The organism is Flavobacterium sp., assembly GCF_013822155.1.
Lineage (GTDB): Bacteria > Bacteroidota > Bacteroidia > Flavobacteriales > Flavobacteriaceae > Flavobacterium.
Genome location: NZ_PNJW01000014.1, coordinates 1 through 18,620, shown reverse-complemented (window position 1 = coordinate 18,620; position 18,620 = coordinate 1). Strand labels below are relative to the sequence as shown.

General features: G+C 37.1%; 19 protein-coding genes. 14 read left to right on the top strand and 5 right to left on the bottom strand.

Going from position 1 to position 18,620, the window contains the following annotated elements; genetic code table 11:
* Positions 1–53: 53 nt before the first annotated feature.
* Positions 54–812, top strand: a complete 759-nt coding sequence (locus tag C0512_RS05540; protein WP_290859580.1) for a LuxR C-terminal-related transcriptional regulator — start codon at positions 54–56, stop codon at positions 810–812.
* A gap of 99 nt (positions 813–911) precedes the next feature.
* On the opposite strand, the gene C0512_RS05535 is transcribed toward C0512_RS05540, so the two are convergent.
* Positions 912–2,054: a hypothetical protein gene (locus C0512_RS05535; protein ID WP_290859579.1), complete on the bottom strand. Its 1,143-nt coding sequence runs from the start codon at positions 2,052–2,054 to the stop codon at positions 912–914.
* 31 nt (positions 2,055–2,085) lie between these two features.
* Positions 2,086–2,826, bottom strand: a complete 741-nt coding sequence (locus C0512_RS05530; protein ID WP_290859578.1) for a porin family protein — start codon at positions 2,824–2,826, stop codon at positions 2,086–2,088.
* A gap of 404 nt (positions 2,827–3,230) precedes the next feature.
* Between C0512_RS05530 and C0512_RS05525 the strand changes: the two genes are divergently transcribed.
* The 6 genes from C0512_RS05525 to C0512_RS05500 are packed head-to-tail and all read left to right on the top strand — an operon-like array spanning position 3,231 to position 6,771.
* Complete coding sequence (locus C0512_RS05525; protein WP_290859577.1) at positions 3,231–3,752, top strand: ankyrin repeat domain-containing protein; 522 nt, start codon at positions 3,231–3,233, stop codon at positions 3,750–3,752.
* 27 nt (positions 3,753–3,779) lie between these two features.
* A complete protein-coding gene (locus tag C0512_RS05520) occupies positions 3,780–4,577 on the top strand; it encodes a T9SS type A sorting domain-containing protein (RefSeq protein ID WP_290859575.1) in 798 nt (265 codons plus the stop codon).
* 18 nt (positions 4,578–4,595) lie between these two features.
* The gene (locus tag C0512_RS05515) at positions 4,596–4,994 is read left to right on the top strand and encodes a hypothetical protein (RefSeq protein ID WP_290859574.1); all 399 of its coding nucleotides are present in this window, start codon (positions 4,596–4,598) and stop codon (positions 4,992–4,994) included.
* Positions 4,995–4,996: 2 nt separating this feature from the next.
* Positions 4,997–5,866 carry a DUF5777 family beta-barrel protein gene (locus C0512_RS05510; RefSeq protein ID WP_290859572.1) on the top strand — a complete coding sequence of 290 codons (870 nt, stop codon included), beginning with the start codon at positions 4,997–4,999 and terminating at the stop codon, positions 5,864–5,866.
* A gap of 11 nt (positions 5,867–5,877) precedes the next feature.
* Entirely contained in the window at positions 5,878–6,219 is a 342-nt protein-coding gene (locus tag C0512_RS05505; RefSeq protein WP_290859570.1) for a hypothetical protein, read from the top strand.
* Between the two features lie 9 nt (positions 6,220–6,228).
* A complete protein-coding gene (locus tag C0512_RS05500) occupies positions 6,229–6,771 on the top strand; it encodes a YceI family protein (protein WP_290859568.1) in 543 nt (180 codons plus the stop codon).
* Between the two features lie 114 nt (positions 6,772–6,885).
* Here the strand turns inward: C0512_RS05500 and C0512_RS05495 are convergent, their stop codons facing one another.
* A complete protein-coding gene (locus C0512_RS05495) occupies positions 6,886–7,338 on the bottom strand; it encodes a KTSC domain-containing protein (RefSeq protein WP_290859566.1) in 453 nt (150 codons plus the stop codon).
* 224 nt (positions 7,339–7,562) lie between these two features.
* Between C0512_RS05495 and C0512_RS05490 the strand changes: the two genes are divergently transcribed.
* The gene (locus C0512_RS05490; RefSeq protein ID WP_290859564.1) at positions 7,563–8,282 is read left to right on the top strand and encodes a carbonic anhydrase; all 720 of its coding nucleotides are present in this window, start codon (positions 7,563–7,565) and stop codon (positions 8,280–8,282) included.
* A gap of 164 nt (positions 8,283–8,446) precedes the next feature.
* Positions 8,447–9,328: a cupin-like domain-containing protein gene (locus C0512_RS05485; protein ID WP_290859563.1), complete on the top strand. Its 882-nt coding sequence runs from the start codon at positions 8,447–8,449 to the stop codon at positions 9,326–9,328.
* 165 nt (positions 9,329–9,493) lie between these two features.
* Here C0512_RS05485 and C0512_RS05480 read toward each other — a convergent pair whose 3' ends face one another.
* Positions 9,494–11,518 carry an OmpA family protein gene (locus tag C0512_RS05480; RefSeq protein WP_290859561.1) on the bottom strand — a complete coding sequence of 675 codons (2,025 nt, stop codon included), beginning with the start codon at positions 11,516–11,518 and terminating at the stop codon, positions 9,494–9,496.
* A 72-nt stretch (positions 11,519–11,590) separates the two neighbouring features.
* Complete coding sequence (locus C0512_RS05475; RefSeq protein ID WP_290859560.1) at positions 11,591–13,687, bottom strand: Ig-like domain-containing protein; 2,097 nt, start codon at positions 13,685–13,687, stop codon at positions 11,591–11,593.
* Positions 13,688–13,990: 303 nt separating this feature from the next.
* Here C0512_RS05475 and C0512_RS05470 point away from each other — a divergent pair, with 303 nt between their 5' ends.
* From C0512_RS05470 to C0512_RS05450, 5 genes are all read left to right on the top strand, one after another.
* Entirely contained in the window at positions 13,991–15,640 is a 1,650-nt protein-coding gene (locus tag C0512_RS05470) for a tetratricopeptide repeat protein (protein WP_290859559.1), read from the top strand.
* Positions 15,641–15,642: 2 nt separating this feature from the next.
* Positions 15,643–16,311, top strand: a complete 669-nt coding sequence (locus tag C0512_RS05465; RefSeq protein ID WP_290859557.1) for a response regulator — start codon at positions 15,643–15,645, stop codon at positions 16,309–16,311.
* 155 nt (positions 16,312–16,466) lie between these two features.
* Positions 16,467–16,739, top strand: coding sequence for a YegP family protein (locus C0512_RS05460; RefSeq protein ID WP_367160572.1), 273 nt, complete (start codon positions 16,467–16,469; stop codon positions 16,737–16,739).
* 1,051 nt (positions 16,740–17,790) lie between these two features.
* Positions 17,791–18,063 (top strand): hypothetical protein, encoded by a 273-nt coding sequence (locus tag C0512_RS05455; RefSeq protein ID WP_290859555.1) that lies wholly within the window; start codon positions 17,791–17,793, stop codon positions 18,061–18,063.
* 28 nt (positions 18,064–18,091) lie between these two features.
* Entirely contained in the window at positions 18,092–18,382 is a 291-nt protein-coding gene (locus C0512_RS05450; RefSeq protein WP_290859554.1) for a hypothetical protein, read from the top strand.
* Positions 18,383–18,620 lie beyond the last annotated feature (238 nt).

Sequence of the window (18,620 nt, the reverse complement as noted above, 5' to 3'; positions counted from 1 at the left end):
TCCTTATTTTTATATATTAGCAATCAAATTGAGTAAAAAATCCTACCCGTCAAATGGCAGCATACAAAAAAGAGTACACTGTTTTTCATGCTTTTATTGAACGATACCTCCCAGATGGATTTAAAGCAATTGATGAAAATGACTCTATTTTAACAGAATTAGACGAGTTATTAGAAGCTAACAATCAATTCTTTTTTATCGCAGATATTATTCAATTGAAATTACTTTATACCAGCAAGCAAAGTAAAAGAATAATCGGACTCGACCCACATGAAGTATCACCCCTTTATTTTATGGAGGCTACTCACCCGGATGATTTAAATCGCTTTAATTTGACCAGAACCAAATTTATAAAATTGGCTCAAGACATATTTATTGCAGGAACAGGAACCACTTTACTGTCTACCAATTTTAAAGTTCGCAATGCAACGGGTTCTTACACGAATCTGTTTATGCAGAATTATTTATTTTACACAGAAGTGCCTTATAAAACCGTTTTTTATCTCAAGATTCATACCGATATTGATTGGTGTAAAAAAATGAAAAATGGCTTTCATCACTATTTAGGAAATGACAAATCATTCTTAAGATTCCCGGATGAAGAATTATTACAGTTAAGCAATGTTTTTACTAATCGTGAATTTGAGATAATCAAACTCATCATGTCCGGCTTGAGTACCAAAGAAATTTCAGATAAACTTTTTTTGAGTCCCTATACCGTCAATACCCATCGGGGAAATATTCTTAAAAAATCGGGTCATACTAAAATTTCGGAATTAATTATTGAGTTTAAAGATAAAGGGATTCTTTAATCAAAGGCTGGCTTATACATCGAATAGTACATCCCAAAAAAAAGCAACCAAATGAACTGTTGCTTTTTATAGTTTTTCCAATTTGAAGTAATCCCTTCTTTACAACCCAAATCGGTATTGCAATCCGGCTAGAACTTGTGTTCTACTACCTAAGAAACCCACTTCACAGCGTACCATCCAATGTTTGTTGTGTTGGTATTGAGTCCCCAACAAAAAGTTCCACATATCTGCCGGTCTTTTATCTAAGGAATACTGCACCGAAGCTGACTCTTCATCGTTTAAAGCACTATCAATTGAATTTAAAAAACCACCGGCTGTTGCCAACGCACGATTAGCTGTTTCATATTTAGCAATATTTATCGGATTGTTTTGCTGTTGGTTCGTTAATCCATTCCACCAATCATCTACTTGAACTTGCGTATCTTCAACCTTGATGATGCCGTTGTCCACTTTTGTTTGCAATTCATCCGTTGAAACCAAATCGCTCAATAATAACGAACCGCTTGTTCCACTATTAATGTGCAAACGAAAAGCTCCGGTCCAAACATTTATATTCTGATCTTGATTTTTTAATTTAAAAGTTTTACCAAAACGCGGACCTAAAACGAACGCCATAGCAGGTTCATCTAAAGCAGGTACATCTGTCCATGACACATTCATATCCAAAGCAAACCAGCCACCACCAACACCAATAGTAGGCGTAAATCCGATTCCGGCTGTTGTTCCTTGAAAATTAGCCTCTGTATTAAAATCCATGACATCGGTCCATTCACCGTCCTGATTTGGAATGTAAATACCGGCACCTATAGCGGTAGATAAATCTGTTTTAGCAAAAATTCCGTACACATTCAAAAAGGGAAATAGCCAAACATCCGGTCGAATATTCACTCCGTTTGAGGTGGATACAGCACTATTAAAACGTACAATCTCATCAATGTCATACATCGGTCCGTTATTAAAACCAACTTTCAAATTTTCAATGATTAAATCAGATTGCTGGTACATGTAATTGACACCAATACCTGCCGAATAAGGAAGCTGAAATCCTTTTTGAGTAGTTTTTTGTCCCCAAATAGGCAATACATAGGGATACTCTGCTGTTTTCAGACTATCAATTACTTGTTGATTTTTTTTGCCAACTTCTTTATTTGTGAATACCTGACCGTTGGCAAGTGGTGAATAAAACCCTAAAACCAACACTAATAGTACTAAAATGTTGCTGTTGAAAGTTACTTTTTTCATGACTTGATTTGTTTGAATACACTACTTCTGTTTACTTATTGCTTTGCTCTTTTTGCTGTTTTTCTTCCATTCTTTTTCTGGCTTTTCCTACCCCAATTGGAATACCTACATTAAAATAAAGGGATTGATTGGTTACTGCCTCACCGGAATCATCAACTAATACATCTACAAAACCATAGTAATAGCGAATGGCAAGGTTCATTCCATACCCTTTTTGAATACGGTACCCTATTCCTCCCACTACTCCGGCATCTAACGGATGAAATTCTTTTGCCACATCTTTAGTATAGCTTAATTCATTGTCGTCTATGGTTGTTATAAATTCATCTGTGGCTTTATAACCTAAACTAAACTGAGGTCCGGCTTCCAAATAAAATCGGTTCTTAAACATGTATTTCATGAGTACCGGCACATTAAAGTAACTCATAGTTCGTTTGATATGACCATCCTGATACAAGGCATCAAGTTCTGGATTGTTGAGTGAATAAACCGGAATTTCATCGGCACCACTGTTCGATTTCACCAAAACACCTGTGTGTAAAATCCAAGCATTCTTGAGTTTGAAATCAAAATAGAATCCCAAATTAAAACTAGACAACATCTTACTGTCAGCCAATCCGGTTTGGTCCGAAAGGGTCCAACCGCCATCAAGGCCAAACTCGATATCACCGGTATTTAATTTATCGCCAAAAAGCAAGGAAATGATTACTTGAGATTCCGCTTTATTGATTGTAAAAAGCGAAAAAAAGACAATTAAAATATATTTTTTCATTGTTTAAGAAAATGAAATGAATACTATTTTTTTTACAAATTCAAAGTTTAGAAAATGTCTTCTAAAGGATGAACGTAGAATACAATACAAAATTAACAATAATTACTTGATAAATGAATCTATGTTCTATTAATTAAAAGAATACTTAAAAATCAAATGTAATAAGTAGGGTCTTAATATTACTTCATTTCATTTGCTTTGATTTCCATGAATTTTAAAAAAACCTATTGCCTTTTACATTTAATTTTCTTCTGGTTTAGGTATTTAACCCGTTAAAAAACTTAGACTTAATTGAGCTTTTCAACTCTTTTTAAAAAAAAATAATTTTTTAAGTAGGGTAAAACAATTGTTAATTGTTTTAAAATTATAATAACCAAGTCAACCCAAACTTTAACCTACTATGTATGAAAAGAAATGCCTCTCTTTTTATTCTTTTCTTTATAATGCACACTTCGTTTTCGCAAGTTAAAAGTGTCTTTGATGTTGCCCGAAAAGGAACAGTCTCAGAAATCAAATCACTTTATCAAGAAAATCCAAGTTGCATCGATTCGTTAAATGAAGCCGGAAATTCTCCTCTGATTTTAGCTGCCTATAAAGGGAATACAGAAGTTGCTCTTTTTCTGGCAGATAAAGTTAAGGACATCAATTACAATTCCGGAATGGGAACGGCCTTAATGGCTGCTGTTATTGCAGGTAACGAGCCTATTATTTCAAAATTGATTTCGTTAAAAGCTGACTTGAATCAATATGACGCACAAATGAAAACGGCACTGATATACGCCACTTTTTTTGATAAAACAGCCATCGTAAAATTATTACTGAATGCCGGTGTAGACAAAACACAAAAAGACAACGACAATAGAACGGCTTTAGATTATGCCACTTTTAATAAAAACACAGAATTAATTATTCTGTTAGATCACTAATTTATTAATAACTAAAATCCCCAAGAAATGAAAAATCTTTATTTTACAATTTGCTTAGTTGCACTAACACAACTAATGCATGCACAACAAAAAGCTACTCCTGTTACAACTTTAGGAGGAGTAATGACGGTACGATTAATTATGGATAACACAACATCCTTATTGACGATGACCTTAACCGGACCAACCGATCGTTGGTTTTCTGTTGGATTTAACACTACGGCTACCCCTATCAAGATGAATACCACCACCGACTGTGTCACCATGAGTTCCGGAACTGTTTTAACTGATTGTAAACCATTAGGTGGTCATAATGATATTGTGGCAGATCCTATTCAAAACTGGACAATAACAAGCAACACCGTAGTTGGAACAACCCGAACTGTCGTTGCCACAAGAGCTTTAAGCACCGGTGATGCAAATGATTATGCGTTCAACTATACTACATTAACTACGTTGAATATGATTTGGGCCTATGCCCCTTCTGCTTCCTATTCATTTACTTTGGAGCACGGTAGTAATACCAAAGGGACAAAAACCGTTACTTTCACTCCTCTACTCGGCACAGAAGATTTTGCTACGCTAGAAAAACTAAAAATCTATCCTAATCCTTCCAACGGACAATTTTCAATTTCAAAAGACAATACGATTGACATTTCTGACATACGAGTTTATGACACCAATGCAAAATTGTTGAAAGAAATCCACACTGATTATACTTCACAAGATATTTCATTTGATATCTCTGATTTATCCTCCGGATTATATTTTGTAGAAATTTCAAATGCTGAAGATAAAGTCGTAAAAAAAATTATCAAAAACTAATCCCCTAAATCTACTACCATGAACAAAAGAAAAAAAACAGGAATTTTAGTTGTTTTATTGTTACTCCTTTTTGGATTTTCAGGCTACAATTATGTGATGCACGGCGGTGCAAGAGATTTGACCCAAGAAGATACTGCATTTACAGTGACTTCAGACCGTATTACGGAAGAATTTAAATCAAACACCGAGGTTTCAAATAAAAAATACCTTGAAAAAGCAGTAGCTATCACCGGTAAAATTACAGCAGTTAACGACAATGAAATTATTCTTAATAATACAATTGTATGCAATTTAAAAAATAAAAATAAAAACCTAAAAAATGTAGAAAACGTAACCATCAAAGGAAGAATTGTAGGCTACGACGATTTAATGGGTGATATTAAATTAGACAATTGTTTTGTCGTTATTAATGATTAACTATGAAAGACACTAAGAAAATATTTTCCGTCCTCCTGTTTTTTTGGATAGGTATTGCATCAGCACAAGATGATTTATTGACACAATTGGACACTGTAAAATCTTCTGTAAAAGAAGTAGAAACAGCTGCCTTTAAAGCGTTACAAATTTGCAACATGCAATCTACTAAGGTGCCGGTAAAAGGTGAATTTTATATGATCATTTCGCACCGCTTTGGCGATTTAACACAAGGTTTTGAAAACTTTTTCGGATTAGATAATGCGTTAACCAAAATTGGTGGTATTTATGGTGCCACCAATTGGTTATCGTTTGGTTTTTCGAGGCACACCTACGACAAAACATATGAAGCAACCGTTAAGTACAAGTTTGCTGATCAAAAAATTGATGGATTTCCGTTTTCTATCGTTGGTTATAATACCGTGGATGTAAACAGTGCGTTAAAGACCTCGCTGTATCCTGAATTGAAGTTTACCAATCGATTGGCTTATTCTTCCCAACTGTTGATTTCAAGAAAGTTTTCTGAATCTTTTTCATTTCAAGTTGCTCCTATCTACATTCATAAGAATTTTTATGATGGCGAATTAGACCAGGAAGATTTGTACCTGATCGGTTCCGGTGCAAGGTATAAACTTTCTAAACGGTTAAGCGTGAATTTAGAATATGCCGCACGTTTAAATGTAAACGACAAAAATAGCACGCCTTATCAAAACCCACTGACTGTTGGGTTAGATATTGAAACGGGCGGACATGTATTTCAAATGGTATTCTCGAATAGCCAACCTATGAATGATGTGATTGCTTTTTCAAATGCATCCGGTGATTGGAACGGCGGTGCTATCTATTTTGGATTTAACATGTATCGCGTATTTTAATAAAATATAATATGAAAAAATTAAATGTATTATTGCTATTAATAAGCAGTTTGCTTATTATATCTTGTGAATCAAACACCTACCAGGAACTAACCGAAGTGGTTAATAATCCTACTTACGAGGCCAACATCAAAACAATTATGACCGATAATTGCATCGGTTGTCACTCTGCCGGTGATCAATATCCCAATCTAGAAACCTATGATGAAGTGAAAGATGCCTGTGAAAACGGAGAAGTAATCTGCAGAATCGAGGGAACCTGTGGCGAAATCATGCCAACCAGTGGTCCAATGCCCGAAGAATTAATTAATCAAATCAAATTGTGGTCTACCACAGGATATATTAACCAATAAAATAGAAAGATGAAAAAAATAACAACCGTAGTTGCACTTTGTTTTTTGATAGGAACGAGTGCCTATGCTCAGAAAAAGATGACCCGCACGGGAGAAGTGAAATTTGAAGCTTCCATGCCTTCTTTTGAAGAAATTGCCGCCAATACAAAAACAGCATCTTGTATTTTAGATGAAACGAATGGCGATTTTGTTGCTTTAATTTTAGTTAAATCATTCAAATTTAAAGCTCCGTTAATGGAAGAACATTTTAATGAAAATTATATGGAATCTTCTAAGTTTCCAAAAGCTACTTTCAAAGGAAAAATTATAAACTTTGATAAATCAAAATTGAATGGACCAAAAACTCCCTATGAATTAGAAGGAGAATTAACTATTCATGGCGTTACTAAAAAAATCAAGACTAAAATTAATTTGGAGTTGAAAGAGGGTAAATATAACGTCACCGCTGCCTTTATCGTAAAAGCAGAAGATTATAAAATTGAAATACCCAATTTAGTAAAAGAAAAAATTGCTAAAGACATCGACATAGCTCTCCTTTTTACCTTAGAATAAGTTAAGTTTATTTATTTGTTGTTTATGTTTAAAAAATAAAACCACTTTAAAAAGTGGTTTTATTGCTTCTGTAACAAGCCTAAATCAAATTGAAATAGCGTATTTTAAAACTACTTATTCCGCCGCAACCAATTTACTGGCACTACGGTATAAGAATTCATTATAAATGTGTCTACGGGCAAAACGAGCCGGCGATTCTGCATTCACCAATTTAATGTAGGTTACTTTTGGAACACCAAAATATTCAAACGTGTTTCCGTCTAAAAAGTTAATGTATAACACCCCATTCTCAAAATAGAAATCCATTATTCCCGAAGTAGTCGTGGTTTTTATATATTCCTCTTTTACTTTTTCCTGCGTTTCCGGAGCAATACTCACTAAAAAATGGTAAGCTTCAATGACGGCTTTACTTTTTTCCTCCGCAGCATGGCGTTCATCAGCATCCGCAATGGTATCGGGATGACTGTCTTTCATACTGTTTCTGTAAACCGTTTTCAGTTCTTTCAGCGTGGCTGTTTTGGTTACTTCAAGTAGTTTTCGGTATTCTGCAATTTTTTTTGAATTCATAAGTTGACTTTACAAACGTGCTTCCCCACGTTTTTAATTTTTTGCAAAAGTAGTTGTTTTTTATTTAATATCCTTTCTTCTTATTTAACATTGTAAATTATTGATTTTAAAGACTTGAAATACTATAAATGACGAATTTTATTCAGATTAAAAAGTCCTTTTTGAATTGATTTTGTATCTTTATCTCACTTTTCGCTTTATTACTATTAAAAATTTCAACTTGTATGAAAACCATTTTCTGCATTTCCTTTCTTTTTCTTTGTGCATGTATCAGCTGCAATACAAATCAATCGGAAAAAAAAACACCAAATGAAACATTAAATAAACAAGTAACAGGCAACGAATCTACTCCTACTGAAAACAATATTTTGAATGACCAATTAACAAAATTACTATCGGGAAATAGACGATTTCTAACGGAGACATCAGATACTATTCACGAAGACTTAAAACGAGTAAAAGCTACTCAAAATGAACAAAATCCTTTTGCTGTTATTTTAACTTGTTCAGATAGTCGAATGGATACCCATTTAATTTTTGACCAAGGAATTGGAGATTTATTTGAAATTAAAAATGCCGGGAACCTCATTTATGATATTGATATGGGTAGCATTGAATACGCCATAGAACATTTAGGCATAAAATTAGTTGTAGTTGTCGGGCATACAAATTGTGGAGCGATTAAGGCTTATGTACAAGATACTGGCAAACAATTTAAAAAACATACTAATCATATTGATGATATATTAGAAATTATTGATCACGAAACAGAAATAAAAAATATTGACAAAGACTCACCTGATTACTATAATGCCTGTATTAAAGCAAATATTTTACACTCAAAAAATGTCATAGAAAAAAATAAAATCGTGAAAGAAAATCATGCGAGAGTAATTCCTTTATTATATGATTTAAGTACAGGTGCGGTTAGTCTATTAAATTAAAATCATCCATTTTAGCTTATTCTGTGGCGACTTTTATTTTACTAAAAAGATATTTTAGGTTTATAAATTTAAACTTAGTATTAACAGTACTTTAAATTTTAATTAATAATTTTACTTTTAATTAAACTTTTCCTTTTTAATTAAAAAAATCAAGAAAGCCTACGATGAGTTATATTTTAAAACAGGTTGATACCGTTGACACGATAAGTCGTGAAGATTTCAAGAAGAATTACTTAGACCCCAGAAAACCGTTAATTATTAAAAACTTATCTAAAGATTGGCCTGCCAGAGAGAAATGGACGTTGGATTATTTTAAAGAAATTGCAGGTGATCTTCAAGTTGATTTGGTGGATAATTCTAAAGCTGATCCCTCCAAAGCTATCAATGCCAAACTTGCCAGCATGAAATTTGGTGACTATTTAGATTTAATTAAACGGGAGCCTACCGAACTTCGCATCTTTTTCCTGAATTTGTTTAAGCATTCCCCGGAATTATTAAATGACATCAAAATTCCAAAAGAGTTGATGGGCGGTTTTATTGAGAGTATGCCTGCGATGTTTTTTGGTGGTACCAAAGCGATTACTTTTTTACATTACGATATAGATTTGCCCCATTTGTTTCACACCCATTTTGGTGGCAGAAAACACATTATCCTTTTTGACAATAAATGGAAAAAGCGATTGTATTGCATTCCGAACACAACGTATGCCTTAGAAGATTATGATGTAGCCAATCCTGATTTTGAAAAGTTTCCCGCGTTGAAAGGGGTGGAAGGCTATGAAGTTTTTTTAGAGCACGGCGACACCTTGTTCATGCCCACAGGCATGTGGCATTGGATGCGGTATATTGACGGTTCTTTTTCGTTAACATTGCGGGCTTGGGACAAATCGCTTTCCAGAAAAATGGCCAGTGTGTGGAGCTTGTTTATGCATGGTGCCGTAGACAGTTTGTTGAAAATGACTTTTAAAGTAAAATATGCTCAATGGCGGGAAAAGCTGGCAGTCACAATTGCTGAAAGAGCCTACCGCAACGGAAGTCCGAAATAAAGGGTTTCGGAAAGTTTAATTTTGTTTAACGCTCTTGTTCCTATTTCTAGCCCGCGTTGTTATGTTATGACGAAAGAGGCATCTTATGGCTTTTTATAAAAATAAAAAAGGCAAGGAAATCAATCCCTGCCCTTTTTTCCAACCTAAATCAACTGTATTCTCGTTTTATTTGGAGGGTAATAAATCAATTACTACCGTACGGTTATAAAATCGTTCTTCCGGTAAGCTGTTTGCAAAGGGTGCTAAAGCTTCGTTTTCGCCATTTCCGTTTACGGTGAAGGTTACATCTTTTCTGCCGGCTTTGGCCAAGCTGCTTTCTAAAATTTGTTTCACATCATTTGCTCTGGCTAATGACAAGACAGTATTATTTTCTGCATCACCTATGCTATCGGTATAACCATTAATTACTACACGACCGTTTTTAGGAATTTTTGGGGCAACTATTTCAGATAAGTATTTTTCATAAATGGCGATTGATTTTGAATCATTGAATTCATAAATCACACTGAAACGCATACTTTCTTCCGTTGTGGAAGGTTGCCATTGCACTATATGAACATCATTTTCTTCTCTGATAACAGTACCATCAGGACGGGTTCCCACTAAGGTTACTTTAAAGTCTCCTTCGTCACGGGTGCCCAAAATGGTTTTCGTTGGAATACTGGCTGTTTCTTCCGTGTAAGGTCCGTAATTTTGAATAAAACCTTCGTTGTCTTTCACTTCAACACTCCACACTTTAAAAGCTTCTTTGGCTCCTTTTAAATCAAAAGCCAAGTAGCTACTTTTCGGTGCTTCTTTAGATCTGGCAAATTCTATTGGTTTTAAGGGTGCATTTGGTCCACTTTGAAATTCCATTAATAATGCCGGTGAATTGCTTTCAATAGAAACTCTTCGGTCTCCCTGACGCAATAATTCTAATTCTTTTGTTCCACCCTCTTGTTCAGAAGGTAATTTTGGTTTTGTTCTTCCTTCAATAGTTATTCTGTTTGGTGCAATGTCGAATACGGTTGTCAAATAGCGTTTGATAGACTCTGCCATTGCTTTACCGTCTTCCGGACCTTTTTCAGAAGCTCCTATTAAAGTGATTGTAGACGATTGATTTTTTTGCATTCTGTCGCCTAAAATATTCAATATATTATAATAAACTGTCATGCTACGATCGGAACGACCGGATACTTTTTTGGGTCCATACGTTTCCAGTTGGTCTTCTTTAAATTCTTTTACCTGACTTTTACTAAGTAATACATAACGTTCCGGAATTTCAGTTGATCCTAAATCAAAGAATACATAATTACGCAATGGAAAGGTTTCTGTAAGATACGGTTCCGTTGCCGTATTATTGGGTGAATTGACACTAAAAGCATATGGTTTTTGTGTCGAAACTTCAGCAACCGGAGTAGCAATTTTTTTGCCCACTCCAAACTTTAAGACTGCTCCTACCCGAACGGTAGAAACCGTCCAAGATTCGGAGGAACGCGGATTTTGTCCGTAATAAGGATGAAAAGCCACGTAGGGAGACAAAACAAACTGTGCTTTGTTTGCTTTTGATGAAAGCATGATGTCATACCCGGCTCCTACTTGCATAGAAATTAAGGTTTTCTCCGTGTTACTAAAATCTCCATTCACCGCTTCAGACGGTTCTTGATCCGGGTAATCCGGATTTATTCCCAACTGATAGGTAAAGGAGTTTTCTATGTTAAACGCAAATCTTGGCCCACCATAGATATAAAAATTATTTTTAAACGGGGCAATCCGAAGACTGGGTTCAATGGTGTAGTAGGTTGTTTTCGTCTCTAAATCCGCCGGGCAATTACAAACTGTAGTGACTTGGTCAAATGAAGCACTACGGTCGTCAAAACCTCCTTGAAGGATAAACCCAAAAAGTGTATTTGGTTTGTAGTACTCGATAGAGGGTGCAATATATAGTCCGGCACCAAAACCATTATAAAAAGCAGATGGTACGGTTAAGTCGGCATTTAGGTTTTGCGTTGTTCCGCGGTAGAAGTTTAAATTGGCTCCTGCTCCAATTCCGAAATACCAAGAAGGTCTGGTATATTCAGGGGCTTGAGCTTGTGCAGAAAACTGGAAGCCCAATAAAAAAACCAGTGCAACAAGAATACTGTTTGTGCTCAGGCTTTTGTGTGACGGTGTAAAACACGGTCCGGTTGATAACTTATTTTTATAGTTCATTGTAATAAAGAATTATGACTTATTTAAATAAGGGTTGTTCACACAATTGAGCCAACAACCCTTTTTGTATTTCTAGTTAGGTACGTTAATCGTTGTATTGACCATGGTAACCGAAGCAATTAATGAAATTGCTCTTCCGTTAAGCACGGTTTGTGCTGCATTTCCAGCTGTTGACAGCGTCACACCGGAATTAGCGACAATGGTTCCCACCATTACGCCACCACCGGCTCCATTAATTGTAGCGGCACTTCCAACATACCAAAACACGTTAGATGCCGAAGCTCCATTGATTAGGATTACACTTTTAGCTCCCGTTGGACCGGCAATACCGACAGTTAAGCCCGATGCGGTTTGGAATATCCAAACGGCATTTGGATCCCCTTGTGCATCTAAGGTTAGGTTACCATTGGAAATATTAAAAGTTCCACTGTTAGATTTATAAACGCCCGGAGCAAGTGTTAAACCACCTAACTCCCCTGCTCCAGGGTCTATACCACCCGGCATTGAAGCGGGAGATATTGCTAAATATAAGGCATTGGCATCCAACAAAGCTTGTTGAGCTAACGCTAACGAAGTTGCGGTACCCGGAGCCGGTGGTGCTGTATATATACCCCCGGTTACTAAGCCTACATTTAAAGGAGTTTCCGTATAAACATCTCCAGTTAAACCATCGTGAAAACCGGTCACCAGTGTTGAAGCTGCTGTTGTTCCAATCCCTCCATTGTTAATAACCGTGTTTAATCCTTGGTTTGTTAATCCGGCATTTCCACCAAATCCACCAAAGTTTTCCAAGGAACCTATATCAGGCAAAAGAGCATTATCTGTTACCGTTGTAAAGCTCCAAACATAATCAGACACTATACCAACTCCGGCAGGGTTTTTAGCTCCTGTAGTAATGGTTGCAGTATAAGTTGTGTTGGTTAACAAATTAACTAGCGGAGTAAAACTTACCATCGCTCCTGTGAAACCAAAAGTAACCGGCACTAAAATATTCCCGTTTTTTAAGGTAAAGGTGGAATTGTTCAGTGTTGCCGGGTTCATCACTTCACTAAAAGTGGCGGTCACTACTTTATTGATGGAAACGTTTGTTGCATTATTTAGTGGACTGGTTAAGATGACCATAGGTGCTGCTATAGTTCCTGTGGTGAAACTCCAAACATAATTCGCTACCAAACCTACTCCGGCAGGATTTTGAGCCCCTGTGGTTATGGTTGCGGTATAAACCGTATTTGAAAGTAAAACAGTTGTTGGTGTAAAACTTACCATTGCTCCTGTAAATCCAAAGGAAACGGGAACGTTTGTTGTTCCGTTTTTTAAGGTAAACGTGGAAGCATTCAAGGTGGCCGGGTTCATGACTTCGCTGAATGTGGCGGTCACCACTTTATTCAACGGAACATTTATGGCATTATTCAATGGGTCTGTTAAAATAACAGTTGGTGCTACTAAAACACCCGTGGTGAAACTCCATACGTAATTGCTTACCATAGTCACACCCACAAGGTTTTCAACGGCATTCGTAATCGTTGCAGTATAGGTTGTATTGGGTAGTAAGTTTACGGTAGGCGTAAAACTCACTGTTTCGCCGAAGTAATTAAACGTAACCGGAACTAAAGTTGTCCCATTCATTAACGTGAAGGAAGCATTTGTGATGGTCAGTGGATTCATCGCCTCACTAAAGGTGGCGGTAATCACTTTGTTTAAAGGAACTGCCGTTGCGGTATCGATAGGGTCCGTAGCAACCACAATCGGTCGGATGATAACTCCGGTTGTAAAGTTCCACACATAGGCTATTTGCAAGGCGTTTCCATCTTGGTCTTTAACTGTTGTTTTGATTCTTCCGGTATAGGTCGTATCTTCCAATAAATCGGAGGATGGAGTAAAAATAGCCGTTGTTCCGGAGGCATTGTCTTCAAATGTTATGGTACCTTGAATCGGAGAAACACCTTCTACCGTAAAAGAAGCATTGGTGATGGTAGACGTTCTCATTTGTTTGTTGAACGTAACCGAAATTACTTGGTCTTGTGGAACATTTAATGCTCCATTTGCCGGGATAGTTGAAATGACCAGCGGACATAAGCCACTTACTGCCACTTCTTCGTCATTCGAACAAGCTGCTAAGAACATTACTGCCAGCATCGTTAAAATCCCGAAGCGTTTTTTTGTTTTCATTATTTTTAAGGTTTAAATTATAGATTTGGTCATTAACCAAAACACGCAACAAATGTTACACTTTATAAGGGCTAACGTGTTACACAATAAAAAGGCTATGTTGTAAAATTACTACCTGATAAATTTTGTGTTTTTTTGAATAATGAATTCTATTCAGAGCAACTAAGGAGTGTGTTGAATTGCTTTTTTAGCCTCTTAACCCGTGATGGATTGAAAGGAAATCGGTTAGATTCCATTTCCTCCGGTTAAAAAAAGATTTCAATTTATTGAAATTAAATTTAGATAAATTAATACCTTCGGGAAATGAAACGCAGTACGATTCATTTCCTGTTTTTAATTACCCTATTACTGGGTATTTTTTATGCTTGTCAACCTGAAAATGTACTTTCAAAAGAGGCTCTTTACAAAGCTTCCAGTCAAAAGGCGATTGACTTTGAAAATGCCGCTCAATTAGACAGTGCATACTATCATTATACACAGGCAAAAATTAATTCTCCCGACAGAACCGGTGACCTATTTGCCTATACCCTTCTAAAAATAGCCATGCTTCAGCACAACAAAGGCGACTTTTCCGGTTCTGAAGAAACAATAACAGAAGCTTTGGCAAATTATAAAGGAAGCACCTATTTGCCTTATTTATATAATCTATTGGCGAGTTCATACTACCGTTTGAATAACCCCGCGGAGGCACTTTCCTATTATCAAAAAGCGTATGAAACCTCAACGGTGGAAATGGAACGGCTGATTTACCAAAACAATATCGGTTTAATTCACCTCGAAACAAAGCACTATGCTCAATCCATCGCTTTGTTAGCCCCCTTACTCCGGCAAGAACTTTTAATCGCAAACAAACCCGAATATGCCCGCGTGCAAGACAACCTGGGCTATGCTCAATATAAACTTAACCTTCCGGAAGCTTTTGAAAACCTTTCCAATGCTTGGCGATTGCGGGACAGTTTGCAAGACAACTTCGGGCTCACTGCTTCCTGCATGCATTTATCTAAATACTATCAACTCATTCAACCCGAAACGGCAAAGCGATATGCTGATTTAGCCTACCAGGCATCCGTGGCAACCCAAAGTCCGGATGATCAATTAGAAGCTTTAAAATGGCTAACAACCCACAGCCAGCCTCAACAGGCAAAATTATATTATGACCGGTATATTCAACTCAACGACAGCCTCACCAAAGTCCGGCAGTTAGCCAAAAATCAATTTGCCAAAATTAAATATGACTCCAAAAAAGCCACGCAGGAAGTGATTAAATACAAAAATCAAAACCTCCTCTTGCTCGTCATCATTGCCTTTATCCTGCTGGTAGGTGTTTTGTTGTACTTCTTGTATCAATCGATTACCAAACGAAAACTGCAACGTTCCGCCTATGAGACAGAAACCCGCATTTCCAAACGTATTCACGACGAATTGGCGAACGATGTTTTTCACGCCATGACTTTTACGCAAACCACCGATTTGCAAAACAGCCAAAACAAAGAATCCTTATTAGATGCCCTGGAAACCATTTACAAACGCACACGGGATATTTCAAAAGAAAACAGCAACATCCGGACTGATGAGCATTTTGAAGCTGATTTACTGCAACTCCTCAACAGTTTTTCCGACCCTCAACTCAATGTTTTGGTCAAAACAAAAAACGATATCGTCTGGTCAAAACTATTGCCTGAAAAAAAGATTGCCCTTTTCCGCGTGTTGCAGGAACTGCTCATTAACACCAAAAAACACAGCCAGGCCAGTATTGTCGTCATTGATTTTCAAAACCAGTCTAAATCGCTTTTCATTCACTATTCCGATAACGGTTTAGGCTATGATTTAACCATTCCCAAAAAATCAGGTTTACAGAATGCGGAAAACCGTATTCTTGCTATTCAAGGAACCCTTACTTTTGACTCTGAACCCGAAAAAGGATTTAGGGCCAAACTTATCATTCCGAAATAACTATGTTTCAAAAAGTATTAATAGCCGAAGATTTAGACAGCATCAACCTAGCCATTGATTATGTGGTGAGGGAACTCGCCATTGCTGAAATTCATCATGTGAAATACTGTGATGATGCCATCCCAAAAATCAAACGGGCGTTAGCCGACGGCAAACCGTTTGACTTACTCATTTCAGACCTCTCCTTCAAAGAAGACGGCAGAAAAGTAACCCTCGCCTCAGGGGAAGAACTCATCACAGCCGTTAAAAACATTCAACCCGAACTTCCGGTACTCGTTTACTCCATCGAAGACAAAAACTACCGCATCAAATCGCTTTTTGAGGTGCAACACATTAATGGGTTCGTCTTAAAAGGCCGTGACAGTATTCTTCAATTAAAAAAGGCCATACTAGCTATTTTTGAATCAGACCAACCCTATCTTGCTCCCGAACTGAAACACATCCTGGTAGATAAAACCACTGCCACGATTGAACCGATTGACATTCAAATCATCAAGCATTTGTCCGAAGGCGTTCAACAAGAAGAAATGGAACGAGTGTTCAAACAAAAGGGCATTTCACCCAACAGCAAAAGCACCATTGAAAAACGAATTGGGAAACTTAAAGTATTGTTTCGGGCGAACAACACCGTTCATTTGGTTGCGATGGCCAAAGACTTAGGCCTGATTTAACCCCTTTTTCACATTCCTCTTTTTAAAAAAACCTTCCCTTTACGGTTTTCCGTAAAAGACTTCGTTGAAGCAGTTGTAATTTTGTTAAAAATCAACCCACCATGCCACGCTTTATCATCCAAAAACACGATTCAGGTTCCTGGTTTTACCAACTTTTGTCCGCCAACGGCAGTATTTTGCTAACCGGATTAAAACATGAATTTAATCAAAGTTGCCATGGGGAAATTCTTTCTGTCCGCATGAATGCAGCTTATCCTGAAAATTACGAACGGCGTGTCTCTCCCGGAAAAGACCATTTTTTTGTGCTTCGCTCCATGGGAAGTGAAAAAATTATTGGTGTGAGTGAAATGTATCCTCATTTGGATGGGTGTGAACAGGCTATGGCGTTAGTGAAAAAGGTTGCCGGGGATGCGGTAGTGAGGGGGTGAGTTACTGAGTTGCTGAGTTACTGAGTTTTGTTTGCGGTTAGTTGGTTTTCAAGTGAAGTTCTTTACTTTTTTTTCTTGATAAAAAAAGTAAGAAAAAAATTACTCACGTTTTTATTTTGCCTAGGGATTTCGTGAATCTTCGATTTCAAGCCTCACTAGCCCAAGCTTGAAAACTACCTCGTCAGTCTCTCCGCAACCCAAGTCGCTCGTCGTTAGCTGAGGTACTGAGGTGCTGAGGTACTGAGTTTTGTTCGCGGTTAGTTGGTTTTCATTTGATGTTCTTTTCTTTTTTTCTTGATGAAAAAAGAAACAAAAAATTACTCAGGTTTATATTTTGCCTAGGGATTTCGTGAATCTTCGATTTCAAGCCTCACTAGTTCAAGCTTGAAAACTACCTCGTCAGTCTCTCCGCAACCCAAGTCGCTCGTCGTGCCTCCGCCAAAGGCGAGACAAGTCCTCGGCTATGAGGGTTGCTGCCGTTCCTTCCTTCGTTGTTTTGCTACGCTTGCCCTAGTAGGGCGAAGGGCTTCGCGGTTATTTTGTTTTTAGTTGGGGATTTGTGCTAATGAGTTTTCGGTCATATTGTTTTTAGGTGAAGTTCTTTTCTTTTTTCTTGATAAAAAAGAAACAAAAAAATCAAGCCTGAACAGCCCTGTCTTGAAAACTACCTCGTCAGTCGTTCCGCAACCCAAGTCGCTCGTCCTACGTCCTCGGCTATGAGGGTTGCTGCCTCTCCTTCCTTCGTTGTTTTCTACGTCAGTTCTGTTAGGGCGGAGGGGCTTCGCGGTTATTTTGTTTTTAGTTGGGGATTTGTGCTAATGGGTTCGCGGTTAGTTGGTTTTCAATTGATATAGAAATATTTTTAGAGGTAATTCAGAAGTAAAAAACTATCCCCATTTATTATTCACTAGTTGTTTGGTTAAGTTTGACTTTTTACAATTTTATGAATAAAAATTTGGGGATGATTTGTTTTTTATTTTACTTTGTACTGCAAAGTACTTTTGCTACAAGCATACTACTTGTTATTAATTCATTATAAAGAAAATAATCGATGGAAGCTTCTGGATTTAATTACAAAAACCTTGTTTGCTGGATATTGGGTTTTTGGTTTTTGGTGATTAGTTTTTTTAATTTTCTTCTGGTGCATCCGGTGCCGGGCTTGTTTTACTTGTTTTTTTCTTTGTTATTTTTTCCATTTATAACCAGGCTTATCTTTCGCACACTACATATCCAAATCCCTTTTTATGTGCAACTGTTTTTGGCTTTGGTTGTGATGTGGGGAACATTGGCTGTAACGGATTTGGCGGATATTGCAGGGCTATAATTTTATTCACTTTTTAAATTCATTGGTTATGATTACACCAGACACTCGCTTACGCTTTATTCTTTTATCGGTTGGTTTACTGTTGCTTGTTCCGCTTGTTGCGATGCAATTTACGGACGAAGTAAACTGGAATCTTTTTGATTTTGTTGTCATGGGAGGCCTACTGCTTGGCACGGGTCTTCTCTGTGAGTTGATTTTGCGAAGGTTTAAAAGTCTTCAAAGCAGAATCATCATTTGTGGGATTGTTTTATTTATTTTCTTTCTTGTTTGGGCGGAACTTGCAGTTGGAATTTTTGGAACTCCGTTTGCGGGGTCTTAAGGATAGAAGGTGTTGACACACTAAGTAACTGAGTTTTGTTCGCGGTTAGTTGGTTTATACTAGAAGTTCTTTTCTTTTTTCCTTGATGAAAAAAGAAACAAAAAAAATCAAGCCTCACTAGTTCAAGCTTGAAAACTACCTCGTCAGTCTCTCCGCAACCCAAGTCGCTCGTCGTTCCTCCTCGGCTATGAGGGTTGCTGCCGTTCCTTCCTTCGTTGTTTTGCTACGCTTGTCCTAG

Excerpts from the sequence above, each read along its gene's own strand:
- C0512_RS05465 (WP_290859557.1), top strand. The coding sequence starts at position 15,643 with ATGTTTCAAAAAGTATTAATAGCCGAAGATTTAGACAGCATCAACCTA.
- C0512_RS05495 (WP_290859566.1), bottom strand. The coding sequence starts at position 7,338 with ATGAATTCAAAAAAAATTGCAGAATACCGAAAACTACTTGAAGTAACC.
- C0512_RS05480 (WP_290859561.1), bottom strand. The coding sequence starts at position 11,518 with ATGAACTATAAAAATAAGTTATCAACCGGACCGTGTTTTACACCGTCA.
- C0512_RS05455 (WP_290859555.1), top strand. The coding sequence starts at position 17,791 with ATGGAAGCTTCTGGATTTAATTACAAAAACCTTGTTTGCTGGATATTG.
- C0512_RS05540 (WP_290859580.1), top strand. The coding sequence starts at position 54 with ATGGCAGCATACAAAAAAGAGTACACTGTTTTTCATGCTTTTATTGAA.
- C0512_RS05510 (WP_290859572.1), top strand. The coding sequence starts at position 4,997 with ATGAAAGACACTAAGAAAATATTTTCCGTCCTCCTGTTTTTTTGGATA.
- C0512_RS05470 (WP_290859559.1), top strand. The coding sequence starts at position 13,991 with ATGAAACGCAGTACGATTCATTTCCTGTTTTTAATTACCCTATTACTG.
- C0512_RS05525 (WP_290859577.1), top strand. The coding sequence starts at position 3,231 with ATGAAAAGAAATGCCTCTCTTTTTATTCTTTTCTTTATAATGCACACT.
- C0512_RS05505 (WP_290859570.1), top strand. The coding sequence starts at position 5,878 with ATGAAAAAATTAAATGTATTATTGCTATTAATAAGCAGTTTGCTTATT.
- C0512_RS05450 (WP_290859554.1), top strand. The coding sequence starts at position 18,092 with ATGATTACACCAGACACTCGCTTACGCTTTATTCTTTTATCGGTTGGT.
- C0512_RS05530 (WP_290859578.1), bottom strand. The coding sequence starts at position 2,826 with ATGAAAAAATATATTTTAATTGTCTTTTTTTCGCTTTTTACAATCAAT.
- C0512_RS05520 (WP_290859575.1), top strand. The coding sequence starts at position 3,780 with ATGAAAAATCTTTATTTTACAATTTGCTTAGTTGCACTAACACAACTA.
- C0512_RS05515 (WP_290859574.1), top strand. The coding sequence starts at position 4,596 with ATGAACAAAAGAAAAAAAACAGGAATTTTAGTTGTTTTATTGTTACTC.
- C0512_RS05475 (WP_290859560.1), bottom strand. The coding sequence starts at position 13,687 with ATGAAAACAAAAAAACGCTTCGGGATTTTAACGATGCTGGCAGTAATG.
- C0512_RS05500 (WP_290859568.1), top strand. The coding sequence starts at position 6,229 with ATGAAAAAAATAACAACCGTAGTTGCACTTTGTTTTTTGATAGGAACG.
- C0512_RS05485 (WP_290859563.1), top strand. The coding sequence starts at position 8,447 with ATGAGTTATATTTTAAAACAGGTTGATACCGTTGACACGATAAGTCGT.
- C0512_RS05535 (WP_290859579.1), bottom strand. The coding sequence starts at position 2,054 with ATGAAAAAAGTAACTTTCAACAGCAACATTTTAGTACTATTAGTGTTG.
- C0512_RS05490 (WP_290859564.1), top strand. The coding sequence starts at position 7,563 with ATGAAAACCATTTTCTGCATTTCCTTTCTTTTTCTTTGTGCATGTATC.